The sequence below is a fragment of the Paracidovorax cattleyae genome, assembly GCF_900104515.1.
In the GTDB taxonomy this organism is placed as follows: Bacteria; Pseudomonadota; Gammaproteobacteria; order Burkholderiales; family Burkholderiaceae_C; genus Paracidovorax; species Paracidovorax cattleyae.
Genome location: NZ_FNJL01000010.1, coordinates 80,967 through 94,137, shown reverse-complemented (window position 1 = coordinate 94,137; position 13,171 = coordinate 80,967). Strand labels below are relative to the sequence as shown.

Annotated in this window: 12 protein-coding genes; 6 read left to right on the top strand and 6 right to left on the bottom strand. The window is 71.7% G+C overall.

Annotated elements, in window-relative coordinates; all coding sequences use genetic code 11:
* Positions 1-17: 17 nt before the first annotated feature.
* Both tsf and rpsB read right to left on the bottom strand, forming a co-directional pair.
* Positions 18-914 carry a translation elongation factor Ts gene (tsf, locus tag BLR05_RS10225; RefSeq protein ID WP_092834306.1) on the bottom strand — a complete coding sequence of 299 codons (897 nt, stop codon included), beginning with the start codon at positions 912-914 and terminating at the stop codon, positions 18-20.
* A gap of 104 nt (positions 915-1,018) precedes the next feature.
* Complete coding sequence (rpsB, locus tag BLR05_RS10220; protein ID WP_092834304.1) at positions 1,019-1,771, bottom strand: 30S ribosomal protein S2; 753 nt, start codon at positions 1,769-1,771, stop codon at positions 1,019-1,021.
* Between the two features lie 311 nt (positions 1,772-2,082).
* Here rpsB and BLR05_RS10215 point away from each other — a divergent pair, with 311 nt between their 5' ends.
* From BLR05_RS10215 to BLR05_RS10205, 3 genes are all read left to right on the top strand, one after another.
* Positions 2,083-3,330 (top strand): FAD-dependent oxidoreductase, encoded by a 1,248-nt coding sequence (locus tag BLR05_RS10215; RefSeq protein WP_092834302.1) that lies wholly within the window; start codon positions 2,083-2,085, stop codon positions 3,328-3,330.
* A 61-nt stretch (positions 3,331-3,391) separates the two neighbouring features.
* Complete coding sequence (locus BLR05_RS10210; RefSeq protein WP_092834459.1) at positions 3,392-4,930, top strand: NAD(P)H-hydrate dehydratase; 1,539 nt, start codon at positions 3,392-3,394, stop codon at positions 4,928-4,930.
* Between the two features lie 169 nt (positions 4,931-5,099).
* The gene (locus BLR05_RS10205; RefSeq protein ID WP_092834300.1) at positions 5,100-5,285 is read left to right on the top strand and encodes a hypothetical protein; all 186 of its coding nucleotides are present in this window, start codon (positions 5,100-5,102) and stop codon (positions 5,283-5,285) included.
* A gap of 71 nt (positions 5,286-5,356) precedes the next feature.
* On the opposite strand, the gene BLR05_RS10200 is transcribed toward BLR05_RS10205, so the two are convergent.
* The 4 genes from BLR05_RS10200 to BLR05_RS10185 form a co-directional block, all read right to left on the bottom strand.
* Positions 5,357-6,079, bottom strand: a complete 723-nt coding sequence (locus BLR05_RS10200; RefSeq protein ID WP_092834298.1) for a hypothetical protein — start codon at positions 6,077-6,079, stop codon at positions 5,357-5,359.
* A complete protein-coding gene (locus BLR05_RS10195) occupies positions 6,076-7,089 on the bottom strand; it encodes an MlaD family protein (protein ID WP_092834297.1) in 1,014 nt (337 codons plus the stop codon). The genes BLR05_RS10200 and BLR05_RS10195 overlap by 4 nt, the downstream gene beginning before the upstream one ends.
* 25 nt (positions 7,090-7,114) lie before the next feature.
* A complete protein-coding gene (locus BLR05_RS10190; protein WP_092834295.1) occupies positions 7,115-7,915 on the bottom strand; it encodes an MlaE family ABC transporter permease in 801 nt (266 codons plus the stop codon).
* A 75-nt stretch (positions 7,916-7,990) separates the two neighbouring features.
* The gene (locus BLR05_RS10185) at positions 7,991-8,455 is read right to left on the bottom strand and encodes a Cd(II)/Pb(II)-responsive transcriptional regulator (RefSeq protein WP_092834293.1); all 465 of its coding nucleotides are present in this window, start codon (positions 8,453-8,455) and stop codon (positions 7,991-7,993) included.
* A gap of 92 nt (positions 8,456-8,547) precedes the next feature.
* On the opposite strand from BLR05_RS10185, the gene BLR05_RS10180 reads away from it, so the two are divergent.
* From BLR05_RS10180 to tcuA, 3 genes are all read left to right on the top strand, one after another.
* Positions 8,548-10,647, top strand: a complete 2,100-nt coding sequence (locus tag BLR05_RS10180; protein ID WP_092834291.1) for a heavy metal translocating P-type ATPase — start codon at positions 8,548-8,550, stop codon at positions 10,645-10,647.
* Positions 10,648-10,656: 9 nt separating this feature from the next.
* Entirely contained in the window at positions 10,657-11,616 is a 960-nt protein-coding gene (locus BLR05_RS10175) for a LysR family transcriptional regulator (RefSeq protein WP_092834289.1), read from the top strand.
* A 108-nt stretch (positions 11,617-11,724) separates the two neighbouring features.
* Positions 11,725-13,170, top strand: coding sequence for an FAD-dependent tricarballylate dehydrogenase TcuA (gene tcuA, locus BLR05_RS10170; protein ID WP_092834457.1), 1,446 nt, complete (start codon positions 11,725-11,727; stop codon positions 13,168-13,170).
* Position 13,171 lies beyond the last annotated feature (1 nt).

Sequence of the window (13,171 nt, the reverse complement as noted above, 5' to 3'; positions counted from 1 at the left end):
ATGTACGGAACCAGGGATCAGGCAGCGGCCTTGGCGGCGGCCACTTGCGCAGCCACTTCGGCCGCGAAGTCGTCCACCTTCTTCTCGATGCCTTCGCCCACTACGTAGAGCGTGAAGCCCTTCACGGTGGTGTTGGCGGCCTTGAGCATCTGGCCCACGGTCTGCTTGCCGTCGGCGGCCTTCACGAAGACCTGGTCGAACAGCGAGACTTCCTTGAGGTACTTCTGAACCGAGCCTTCCACCATCTTGGCGGCGATGTCGGCGGGCTTGCCGGATTCGGCAGCCTTGGCGGCGGCGACGGTGCGCTCCTTCTCGATCAGCTCGGCAGGCACGTCGGCGCTGGTCAGGGCCACGGGCTTCATGGCGGCGATGTGCATGGCGACGTCCTTGGCGGCGGTTTCGTCGCCGTCGAACTCCACCACCACGCCGATGCGGGTGCCGTGCAGGTAGGAGGCCAGCTTGGAGCCCGAGAAGCGCTTGAAGCGGCGGAACGACATGTTCTCGCCGATCTTGCCGATCAGGCCCTTGCGCACTTCTTCCAGCGTGGGGCCGAAGCTTTCCTGGCTGTAGGCCAGCGCGCCCAGGGCTTCCACGTCGGTGGGGTTGTGCTTGGCGACCAGCTCGGCCGCGGCCTTGGCCAGGGCGATGAAGCTGTCGTTCTTGCTCACGAAGTCGGTTTCGCTGTTCACTTCGATCAGGGCACCGGTCGTGCCGTCGATGAAGCTGGCGACCACGCCTTCAGCGGTGATGCGGGCGGCAGCCTTGCCAGCCTTGGTGCCCAGCTTGACGCGCAGCAGTTCCTCGGCCTTGGCCAGATCGCCGTCGGCTTCCGTCAAGGCCTTCTTGCACTCCATCATGGGAGCGTCGGTCTTCGCGCGCAGTTCGGCAACCATGCTAGCGGTAATTGCAGCCATCGGTAATTCTCCAGATTTCAGTTCGTTACAGGATTCAAGGCTAAAAAAAAGGGGGCTAACCAGGAGCCCCTCTTTCATTCGCGACAGGTCGCGCGGCCGGGTCTTCAGGCAGCGGATTCTTCCACTTCCACGAATTCGTCCGAGCCTTCGGGAGCGGCAGCCTTGACCACATCGTTCACGGCGTTGGCACGGCCTTCGATGATCGCGTCGGCGATGCCGCGGGCGTACAGCGCCACGGCCTTGGCCGAGTCGTCATTGCCGGGGATCACGTAGTCGATGCCTTCAGGAGAGTGGTTGGAATCCACCACGCCGATCAGCGGGATGCCCAGCTTCTTGGCTTCGGCGACGGCGATCTTGTGGAAGCCCACGTCGATGATGAAGATGGCGTCCGGCAGGGCGTTCATGTCCTGGATGCCGCCGATGTCCTTCTCGAGCTTCTCGATCTCGCGGGTGAACGTCAACTGCTCCTTCTTGCTCATGGACTCCAGGCCGGCTTCCTGCTGGGCCTTCATGTCCTTCAGGCGCTTGATGGAGGTCTTGACGGTCTTGAAGTTGGTGAGCATGCCGCCCAGCCAGCGCTGGTCGACGTAGGGCACGCCGGCGCGCTGCGCCTCGGCAGCCAGGATCTCGCGGGCCTGGCGCTTCGTGCCGACCATCAGGATGGTGCCGCGGTTGGCGGTGAGCTGCTTGGCGAACTTCTGCGCCTCCTGGAACATCGGCAGCGACTTTTCCAGGTTGATGATGTGGATCTTGTTGCGATGGCCGAAGATGAACGGGGCCATCTTGGGGTTCCAGAAGCGGGTCTGGTGGCCGAAGTGGACACCGGCTTCCAGCATTTCGCGCATGGTGACGGACATGGGTATTCTCCAAAGGTTGGGTCTAAAATCCGGCCCCGCTAACCGCCCGGCAACGATCGAAAGACCGACTTGCCCGGGGCGGCACCTTGATAGGGCCGGTTCGCATTTGCGTTGGCTTGAATGTTCCGCCGCTGCTGACGCCACCTGATAAAAGAGGCGCCCCTCACAGCAAAACCCCGAGATTCTAGCATACCGGGCCGCATACCCCTTGCGCCGCCGCTCCCCGCGGCGGGGCGGGCGGCGGCCCGCGGCCCTCCCCGAACCCCAGAAGCGGGTCCGCCCCGGCCCAACGGGGGCGGACCCCACCCACCATGCACATTGCCATCGTCGGTGCCGGAATCGTCGGCACCGCCACCGCTTATGAACTGGCCTGCGACGGACATGCCGTCACCGTCTTCGAACAGCGCGGCGCCGCCGCCGAAGAGGCCAGCTTCGCCAATGCCGGCCTGCTCGCTCCCGCCCCCCTGATTCCCTGGGCGTCCCCGGGCGTCGGCGGCCCCGCGCGGCAGAGGCTGCTGGGCCGCCATGCCGCCATCCGCCTGGCCCAGGGGGCCGGCCTCGCCGACCTGCGCTGGCTGTGGCGCCGCCGCCGGGCGGCGCGCGGCGGCATGGCCGAACCCTCGGTCGCCGCCCTGGCACGGTTCGGGCACTACAGCCACCTGCGCATGCGGCAGGTGGCGCAGGCCCTTGAATTGGACCCGGAAACCAGCCGCGGCGTGCTGGTGCTGCTGCGTGCGCCCACCGACATGGACCGCGTGCAACCGGCCGCGCGCATCCTGCGCGAGACCGGGCTGAACGTGCTCGACGTGGATGCGGACACCGCCCGCCTTATCGAGCCCGGGCTGGCGTCGGACAACGAACTGGCAGGCGCACTGCACCTGCCGGACGGCGAATCCGGCAATTGCCGCCTGTTCGCCCAGATGCTGCGCTACGCGGCCCAGGAGCGTGGCGTGCAGTTCCTGTTCCAGTCGCGCGTGGAGGCGCTGCAGGGCGGGCCGGTCGGCGTGCGGCTGGCCGGCGAACGCGACGCGCGCCGCTTCGACGCGGTGGTGGTGTGCGCAGGCGTGTCGGCCGCCGCCCTGCTGCGGGGCACCGGCACCGCGATGCCGCTGGCGGCGCTGCACGGCTACACCCTGAGCGCGCCCGTGCGCGAAGACACCCACGCCCCGCAGGGCACGGTGATCGACCCGCTGCACCGCATCACCGTCACCCGGCAGGGGCAGCGGGTGCGGGTGGCCGGCGGCGCGGAACTGGGCCCGGGCGGCGCCGCGCCGCACGCCTCCACCCTGCAGACGCTCTACAACGCGGCCTCGGGCTGGTTTCCCGGCGGCGCGCTGTGGTCCTCGCCGCAGGTGCAGACCTGGCGTGGGGCACGGCCCATGCTTCCGGACGGGCTGCCGGTGGTGGGCGCCGCCGGCGTGCCGGGCGTGTGGATCAATGCCGGGCATGGTGCATGCGGCTGGGCCCTGGCCTGCGGCAGCGCCCGCGCCGTGGCCGACCTCGTCGCCCGGCGGGTGCCGGAGACGGACCTGCAGCCCTTCGGACTGCGCAGGTTCTGAGCGGCGCGGCGCAGGGCGCGATGCGGTCCACAATGCCCTCCCGAAGACCTGCCGCATGCCCATGATCCGCATCGAACCCGACCACCCCCATCCGCTCTTCGACGTCCCGGCGACCCGCCGCATCGAGCAGGCCGCGCTGCGATCGCTGCCGGCCGGCACGCTGATGGAGCGCGCGGGGCTGGCGGTGGCGCGCCTGGCCCAGGCGGTGGCGCCGCACGCGCGGAACGTGTGGATCGCCTGCGGCGGCGGCAACAATGGCGGCGACGGACTCGAGGCGGCAGCGCAGCTGGCACGCCGCGGCGTGCGGGTGCAGGTGACCTGGCTCGGCCGACCGGGCGCAGTGCCCGGCGATGCGCACCGGGCCCGGGAACGCGCGCGGGCGGCGCAGGTGCCCTTCCTCGACGGTCTGCCCGCGGACCTGGGGCCGGAAGATTTGTGCATCGATGCGCTGCTGGGCATCGGGGCGGCCGCACGGAGCGGCGCCCCATCGCCGGAAATGGCCGCGCTGTGGCAAGCCCTGCAGGTCAGCGGCGCCCCCCTGCTCTGCGTGGACGGCCCCTCGGGCCTGCAGGCCGATACGGGCCAGTACCTTTCCGGCTTCGCGCTGCAAGGGCACGCGCGCCCCGGCACGCGGCACACCCTGGGGCTGCTGACCCTCAAGCCCGGATGGTTCACCGGCCAGGGCCGGGATGCCGCCGGCACCGTATGGTGGGACGACCTGGGTGTGGATGCGTCGGCCGAGCCCCCGTCGGCCTGGCTGTCCGGCCCCGGCACACCCGCGTGGCGGGCCCACGCTTCCCACAAAGGCAGCTACGGCGACGTGGCGGTGGTGGGCGGCGAGGCCATCGGTGCACGGGGCCAGGGCATGACGGGGGCCGCGTTGCTGGCGGCCTCCGCCGCGCTGTACGGCGGCGCAGGGCGGGTGGCCGTGGCGCTGCTGGACGCCAGCGGGACGGACACCCTGCCGGTGGACCTGATGCAGCCGGAATGCATGCTGCGCCGCTTCGACGTCCTTGAACTGGACCGGGCTACCGTGGTCTGCGGCTGCGGCGGCGGCGAAGCCGTGCGGGACGTACTGCCGCGCGTGCTGGCCGAGGCGCCCCGGCTGGTGCTGGACGCGGACGGGCTGAACGCCATCGCCCGCGACGCCTCGCTGGCGGCGCCATTGCGCGGGCGCGACCAGCGCCATGGCCCCCTGCCCACCGTGCTCACGCCCCACCCGCTGGAAGCCGCGCGGCTGCTCGGCAGCGATACGGCCGCGGTACAGGCCGACCGGCTGGGTGCGGCCCGGGCGCTGGCCGAGCGCTTCCACTGCGCCGTCGTGCTCAAGGGTTCCGGCAGCGTGGTGGCCGCGCCGGACCGGCCGGTGCACGTCAATCCCACAGGCAATGGGCGCCTGGCCACCGGCGGCACCGGGGATGTGCTGGCGGGTTTCCTGGGTGCGCTGTGGGCGGGCCGGCCCGAAGGCCCGGACGCAGCGTTCGAGGCAGCCACTGCGGCCTGCCACGCCCATGGGCGTGCAGCCGACCAGTGGCCGCCAGGCAGCACGCTGACGGCGTCCGGCCTGGCCCGCCGGCTGACGGCCTCAGAGCGCGCATAACCCTGCCGTCCTACAAGGTATCCCGCGCTGCGAAACCAAGGGTAACTCCCGTTGCAGCACACGTCCGTGAGGGCGTGTCCGACAGACGCGGAGGCGCGGCCGGCATGTAATGGCATCCAACACCACGCATTACCCGCCTGTCCACCGATCCGCTGCCAAGGAGACTGCCATGCAACGCAACCGCTATACCGGCCCCCGCGCGTTCATCGCGTTCACTGCCACGGTCCTGTTGGCGGTGGCGGCGACGGCGATGAACCTCGTACCTGACGAAGCCGTTCAGGCGGCGGACTCCCTGGTGCGCATTCCGCAGGATCTGGAGCAGTTCCTGCCCGGCGACCCGATTTCCTCGCCCTGAGCACCTGCCGGGCGCCTCACGGGCCCGCCGCCCCCGACGTCCTGGCTGACCGGGACCTGCCGCACAGCGGATCAGCGCGATCCTCCCGCTCCCCCCGGGCCCGCCTGATCGAGCACATCCAGTCTCTGCTGCAGGTCGTCTGCCCGCAGACCATCGCCTGCGGCCCGCGCGTTCCGCTCCGCCAACAGCAGCCAGGCCATCAGCGGCCTGCGCCATCCCCGGGAGGATGCCGCGTCGATGGCATGCCGCGATACGTCGGAGCCATCCTGTCCCCGCACATGCAGCACCGCGGCAGCCACCAGCCGGGCCAGCGGTTCCTGCACACCGGCCAGCGCCGGGGCGCCGCCGGCCTGCACCGCCTGTTGGGCCGGCGGCAGCAATTCCGCCTCCGCCGCGCCGGCGCGGCCTTCCAGGTAATCCGCATAGGCGCGCTCGGCCGCCGCCGCACCGCCCCGCAGCGCCGCGAAATCGGGGCAACCCACCTGCGCCAGGCTGGCGACCTGTGTGGCGCATTCGAGCAGCACGACCCGGGCCAGCAGGTCGGGCCGCGCCGTGCGGGCCGTCTCCTCCCGGGCGCGCCACCATTCCTGTGCGGCCACGCGGTCGTTGCCGGACAGGAAGGCCTGCGTGGCCCGGTCGGCGGCGCCTCGGGCATTCAGTTCCCATTCGGGTGCAGGGAGGCGCTGGGCGCAGCCCGCGACCAGCGCGGCAGACAGCACCGCGGCCAGAAGCATGCCGGGGCGCAAGGAGGGGCAGGACCGGCCAGGCCGGCGGAACATGGGTGCAGGGCTCATGGCAGCTGGATCCGGGTGTCGCGCGCGAAGGGCCATTTGCGCTGGATTTCGTTCACCAGGCTCTCGACCTTGCGCAGGTTGCTTTCCACGTCGGCGCGCAGGGCGCCGAGATCGGTGGTGGCTTCGCGGGCGTTGGCCCCGATGGCCTGGGCCTCGGCCAAGACGGCATCCACCTTGGCCAGGCTCTGGCGGGTGTCGGCGAGCAGGCCGTTGAGCTGCACCACGGTGGCGCGCACGTCGGTCACGAGACCGGCCTCCCCAGCCGTGCCGAAGACCTGCCGGTCCGCCTTGGCAGCCATGCCGTCGATGCGCGCGAGCAGCTGGTTGGTGCGGTCGAGCGTGGTGGCGATCCTGCGCGCCTCGGCCTCGCTGCCCATCAGCACGCCCAGGGCGCCGCCGGGCGCGTTCAGCCGCTCGGTGAGCGTGCGCACATTGGCCAGCGTGCCGCCCAGCGCGGCGTCCTGGGCGGTCAGGGCCTGCAGGTTGGAGAGCAGTTCGCGCGCAGCCGACATGAGTTGCGGGATCTCGGCCGTGGCGTCGCCGCGCAGCACCGGGCGCACCGCCCCGTCGGGCAGGGGCGGATCGGTCAGGATGCCGCTGTAGGCCTTGATGGTGGTGCCGCCCACGATGCCGCGCACCAGCGTGAAGACGCTGGATTCGCGCAGCCAGTGCGCGTCCTTGCGCGGCACGTCGATCAGGATGCGCACGTCGCCGTCCTCCGCGAGCTCGGTGCGCCGCACCCGGCCGATGGGGAAACCCGAGAACGTCACGTCCATCCCGGCAACCACGCCTTCGGAGTCGTCGGCGGTGAGCACCAACTGCTGCGTGGGCTCGAATACGCCGCGCGCGCAGAGCAGATACAGGCCCGAGCCGACGATGAGCGCGAGGGTGAAGAGCAGCAGCGCGGCCGCCTTGCGCTCGAGGTGGGCCACGGGGCGCAGCAGCACCTCGGCCGGTTCGGAGGCGGGCGGGCCGGCGGGGGGCGGCGGCGGGCTTGGAAGGTCGTTCATCGGAGGCGGTCCGGGACAGCGTGAATCAGTAGTAGTTGCCCATGAGCGAGGCGATCTCGATCAGCAGCAGCACCGCGAACATCCGCGCGAAGCCGCCGAGTTCGGAGCGGGCGCGCGGGTCGCCGGTGGCATGCAGGCCCGCGGCCATGGGAATGAGCGCGACGGCCAGGCTGAACAGCAGGGTCTTGAGCGCGAACAGCAGGGTGACGGGCGGCGTGAACACCTGCCCGAACATGCGTGTATAGGCGGGCAGGCCCGCCGTGCTCGCGCCATACACGCCCAGGTAGGCCATCACGAGGGCCACCACGCACGAGAGCGCGGCGAGCGTGATGCTGGCGTAGATGCCGGCCACCACGCGCGGCAGCAGCTCCACGCGGACAGGATCGGCGCCGCGCGCACGCAACGCGTCCCAGTGGCCCGACTGGCGCATGAGGGCCAGCTGCGTACCGCCCGGGATGGTGGTGCGCAGCGCCACGAACAGCGCCGCCGTGAGCGGGATCAGCTCCAGCACGAGCACCCGCACCACCATCTGCAGCGCATAGTGCGACAGGCCGTAGCTGCGCGCCGTGACCACGACGATGTGCGTGACCACCAGGCAGATGAGCGCCACCAGCGCGGTGAAGCCCGGGAGCAGGGGCGCGGTGTCGATGTACATGTGCCGCGCCAGGCGCGCGCGGATGGATCGCCCATAGCTGGACGGCGACAGCATCAGCACTGCCACCACCGCTCCCAGGTAGACGATGCGCCACCAGGCCAGCGCCCAGCCGCGCGCGGAGCGCCACAGCCGGTCGGTCCATCCGGGCAGGGTGCCTGCTGCTGCGCTCATGCGCCCTCCTCCGCCAGCAGGCAGGCGGACGGGATTCCGGTCGGGAGCGGCGGTGCGGGCATCGGCGAAGGGCGCTCACACATGCCGGCGCGCCGGCGGATCGGGCAGCGGCAGGGGGTCGGCATCGGCGCGGTCATGGAGGGCCTCGATCACGTGGCAGCGGCTGCCGTCGGTGCCGTCGCAGCGTCCGCGCAGCGACAGCAGTTGGGTCTCGAGCGCCTGAAGCTCCCGCAGGCGGGTGCGCACGTGCAGCAGGTGCTCGTCCACCGTGGCGCAGGCCGCATGGTCGGCGGCGGTGTCCGGCCCACGGCCGAGCGAGAGCAGCGTGCGCACCTCGTCCAGCGACATGTCCATGGCGCGGCACAGGCGGATGAACCGCAGGCGGTGGATTTCGTCATCGCTGTAGAGGCGGTAGCGGTTGTCGGCGCGGACCTGCGTGGGCAGCAGCCCTTCCTTCTCGTAGTAGCGGATGTTGGCGGCGGGCACGCCCGAGAGGCGGGCGGCATCGCCGATACGGTGGTGGGGGCTTGCGGCGGACACGGCTTGACCTTGAAGCGGCTTGAAGGTTTCCAATGATGGCACGGTCCGGCTGCGGACCCCTGTCGGAATTCACCCCAAGCAAGGACAACACTATGGCAAACACGGCTTCCACCGACCGCTCTCCGGCGGCTGCCGCCCCGGGAGGCAAAGCGCGCATCGACCTGGCCTGCGGTTGCGGCAGCGCATGCGGCGCGCCGCCGCGGGCTGCGGCACCGGCGGTTTCGCACGGCGACCACGACCATGGAGACGGCGACCACGGCCATGCGCACGGTGCGGACAGCGGGGCAGCCGCCGGCCATGGGCACGACCACGACCATGGCGCGTTGCCCGGCTGGGGCAGGCTCGGCGCCTCGCTGGTCGCCGCGACCGGCGCCGAACTGCTGCACCTGCTCGCACCGGACACCCTGCCCTGGCAGACGGCCGGCATGGCCGTGGCGGCCGTCGCCATCCTGCTGGCCGGGCTGGGCGTGTACCGCAGCGGCCTGCGCTCGCTGGCGCGCGGCCGCCTGGACATCTCGGCGCTCATGGCCGTGGCCGTGACGGGCGCCTTCCTGATCGGCCAGTGGCCCGAGGCCGCCATGGTGATGGCGCTCTACGCCCTGGCCGAGCGCATCGAGGAGCGGGCCGTGGGCCGCGCGCGCGACTCCATCGGGGCCCTGCTGGCGCTCAGCCCCGAGCAGGCCGAGCTGCGCGGCGAGGACGGCCGCTGGCGCACGGTGCCCGCGGCCGAAGTGCCGCTGGGCGCCGTGCTGCGGCTGCGCCCCGGCGCGCGCGTGCCGCTGGACGGCGTGGTGCTGGAAGGCCGCGGAGCGGTGGATGAATCCAGCGTGACGGGCGAAAGCCTGGCCGTGGACAAGGCGCCCGGCGACGCACTGTATGCAGGCACGCTCAACGCGCAATCCGAACTGCAGTTCCGCGTCACGGCCGCTGCCGGGAACACCACGCTGGACCGCATCATCCATGCGGTGGAGGAGGCGCAGGGCTCCCGCGCGCCCATGCAGCGCTTCGTGGATCGCTTCGCCGCCATCTACACGCCCACGGTGTTCGCGCTCGCGGCCGTGGTGGCAGTGGGCGCCCCGCTGGCGCTGGGCTGGGCCTGGCTGGACGCCCTCTACCGGGCCCTCGTGCTGCTGGTGATCGCCTGCCCGTGCGCGCTGGTCATCGCCACGCCGGTGACGGTGGTGAGCGGGCTCGCGGCGGCCGCGCGGCGCGGCATCCTGATCAAGGGCGGCCAGTGGCTGGAGCGGGCCCGCGGCGTGCGCGCCGTGGCCTTCGACAAGACGGGCACGGTGACGGCGGGTCGCCCCGTGCTGGTGGGCAGCGAACGCTTCGGCGGGGACGGCGCCACCGACGTGGCCGCCGCGCTGGCAGGGCGCTCGGACCATCCGGTTTCCAGGGCGATCACCACCGGCATCGGCGATGCGCCGGCCGACCTGCCGCAGGTGCAGGACTTCACCGCCCTGCCCGGCCGCGGCGTGGAGGGCCGCATCCACGGCGCGACCTGGTTCCTCGGCAACCGGCGGCTGGCGCAGGAGCGCGGCCTGTGGACGGACGCGGTGGAGGCGGCCGCTGCGGCCCACGAATCCGAAGGCCGCAGCGTGACGCTGCTGGGCGACGCCCAGGGCGTGCGGGCGCTGTTCGCCGTGGCCGATACCCTGCGGCCGCAGGCGGTGGAGGCCGTGGCCGACCTGCGCGCCCTGGGCATCGTGCCGGTCATGCTGACGGGCGACCACGCGGCGGCGGCGCAGGCGGCCGCGCGGGAAGCGGGCATCCCGGAGGTGCAGGCGGGCCTGCTGCCCGAGCAGAAGCTCTCGGCCATCGCCGCGCTGCAGCAGAAGCACGGCATGACCGCCATGGCGGGGGACGGCATCAACGACGCGCCCGCGCTGGCGCGCGCCGACATCGGCTTCGCCATGGGCGCGGCCGGCACCGACGTGGCGATGGAAACCGCCGACGTGGTCATCATGAACGACGACCTGCGCCGCGTGGCCGAGACCGTGCGCCTCTCGCGCCGCACGCACGCGGTGCTGTGGCAGAACGTCGCCCTGGCGCTGGGCATCAAGGCGGTGTTCTTCGGCCTGGCGCTCGCGGGGCAGGCGACCATGTGGATGGCCGTGTTCGCCGACATGGGGGCGAGCCTGCTGGTGGTGGCCAACGGGCTGCGCATGCTGCGCGGGGTCGGCGGCCGCTGACGGGACAGGATGGAACTGAGACAACTCCGCACCTTCGTGCGCATCGTCGAACTCGGTTCGATGAGCCGCGCCGCGCTGGACCTGGACATGGTGCAGTCCGCATTGAGCCAGCAGATCGGCCGCCTGGAATCCGAGCTCTCGACGCGGCTGCTGCAGCGCACGCCCCGCGGCGTCGTTCCCACCGATGCCGGCCAGGCCTTCTTCCGCGAGGCGCAGCTCACCCTGCGCCATGCCGAGCAGGCGGTGCTGGCCGCGCAGCAGGCACGCCTGTCGGGCGCCGTGAGCATGGGCCTGCCGCCGTCCATCGCCTCGGTGCTGGGACTGCCGCTGATGCGCGCCATGCAGGAGCGCTACCCCGACGTGCGCATGCACATCGTCTCGGCGCTCTCCGGGCACCTGACGGGGCTGCTCAACGCCCGGCAGCTGGACCTGGCCATCCTGTTCGACACCCACAGCGCCCGGCGCTGGAGCATCACGCCGCTGCTCGAGGAACGCCTGTTCCTGATCCAGTCGCGCCGCCAGCCCGTGGCGCGCGGCATCGCGCACGCCCGGCCCGTTCGGCTGGCTCGGCTCGGGAACATACCAATGATCCTCCCCTCGGGCAGCCACGGCCTGCGCAGCTCGGTGACGGCGGCGTTCGCCAGCGCGGGCGTGCAGCCGCCCATGGCGATGGAGATCGACTCGCTGCCGCTCCTGATGGAAGCCGTGGACTCCGGCTTCGGAGCCACCGTGCAGCCCTGGTCGGTCGTGGCGCTCTACAAGGATGCCGCGGAACGGTTCCAGTGGTCGGAAATCGCCGACGAGAAGGTCCGGCGCGACGCGGCGCTCTGCAGCCTGTCGGACGACGAACTCTCGCCCGCAGGTCTCGCCGCGCGCGTGGTGCTGGTCGACTGTGCCAGGCGGCTGGTGACGTCGGGCCAGTGGATCGGCGCCACGCTGACCGGCCCGCCACCCCATCACGAAACGTGATACCCCCATGACGGGCAGCCCCTGTACGGGGGCGGCAGCGATTCCTATAGTCCGGCGCAACGACACAAAGCGCTGAACTGCGGCCGGCCCCGGCCGCCGCTGCCCATGATGAAACGAGACAACTTCGACACCGATGTGCTGGTCATCGGTGGCGGCAATGCCGCCCTGTGCGCCGCGCTGATGGCGCGCGAAGCCGGTGCCCGCGTGCTGCTGCTGGAGGCGGCGCCGCGCGCATGGCGGGGCGGCAATTCGGCCCACACCCGCAACCTGCGCTGCATGCACGACGCACCGCAGGACGTGCTGGTCGAAGCCTACCCGGAAGAGGAGTTCTGGCAGGACCTGCTCAAGGTGACGGGGGGCCTCACCGACGAACATCTCGCCCGCCTGGTGATCCGTGCCTCCTCCACCTGCCGCGGCTGGATGCGCCGGCACGGCGTGCACTTCCAGCCGCCGCTGTCGGGCGCGCTGCACGTGGCGCGCACCAATGCCTTCTTCATGGGCGGCGGCAAGGCGCTGGTGAATGCCTATTTCCGCAGCGCCGAAGCGCTGGGGGTGCAGGTGCGCTACGAAGCGCCCGTGGATCGCCTGGAGATCGAGGGCGGCGCCTTCCAGGCGGCCTGGGCCGGCGGTCAGCGCATCACCGCGCGCAGCTGCGTGCTGGCCGCGGGCGGCTTCGAATCCAACCGCGAATGGCTGCGCGAGGCCTGGGGCCAGAATGAGCGCGGCGAATGGCCGGCAGACAACTTCCTGGTCCGCGGCACGGCCTTCAACCAGGGCGTGCTGCTGCGGCACATGCTCGAGGGCCAGCACGCCGACGGCATCGGCGACCCCACGCAGGCGCACATGGTGGTGATCGACGCGCGCGCGCCGCTCTACGACGGCGGCATCTGCACGCGCATCGACTGCGTGTCGCTCGGGGTGGTAGTGAACCGCGACGCGCAGCGCTTCTACGACGAAGGCGAGGATTTCTGGCCCAAGCGCTACGCCATCTGGGGACGGCTGGTGGCCCGGCAGCCGGGCCAGATCGCCTATTCGGTCATCGACGCCAAGGCCATCGGCCGCTTCATGCCGCCGGTGTTCCCGGGCGAGCAGGCCGACTCGCTGCCCGCACTGGCGCGGCAGCTCGGGCTGGACGCGGCGCAGTTCATGCAGACGCTGGACGCCTACAACGCCGCCTGCCGGCCGGGCCGCTTCGACCACACGGCGCTGGACGACTGCCGCACCGACGGCATCGCGCCCGCCAAAACGCACTGGGCCCGCCCGATCGACACGCCGCCCTTCTACGGCTATGCGCTGCGGCCCGGCGTGACCTTCACCTATCTGGGCCTGAAGACCGACGACACGGCCGCCGTGCGCTTCGACGGCCAGCCGAGCGCCAACCTCTTCGTGGCCGGCGAAATGATGGCCGGCAACGTGCTGGGCCAGGGCTATACCGCCGGCGTGGGCATGTCCATCGGCACCGCGTTCGGACGCATCGCGGGGCGCAATGCCGCGCTCGCGGCGGCCGGCAAGCCCGCCCGGCGGGGCGCAGTGAACGACGACCACGAGACCTGAC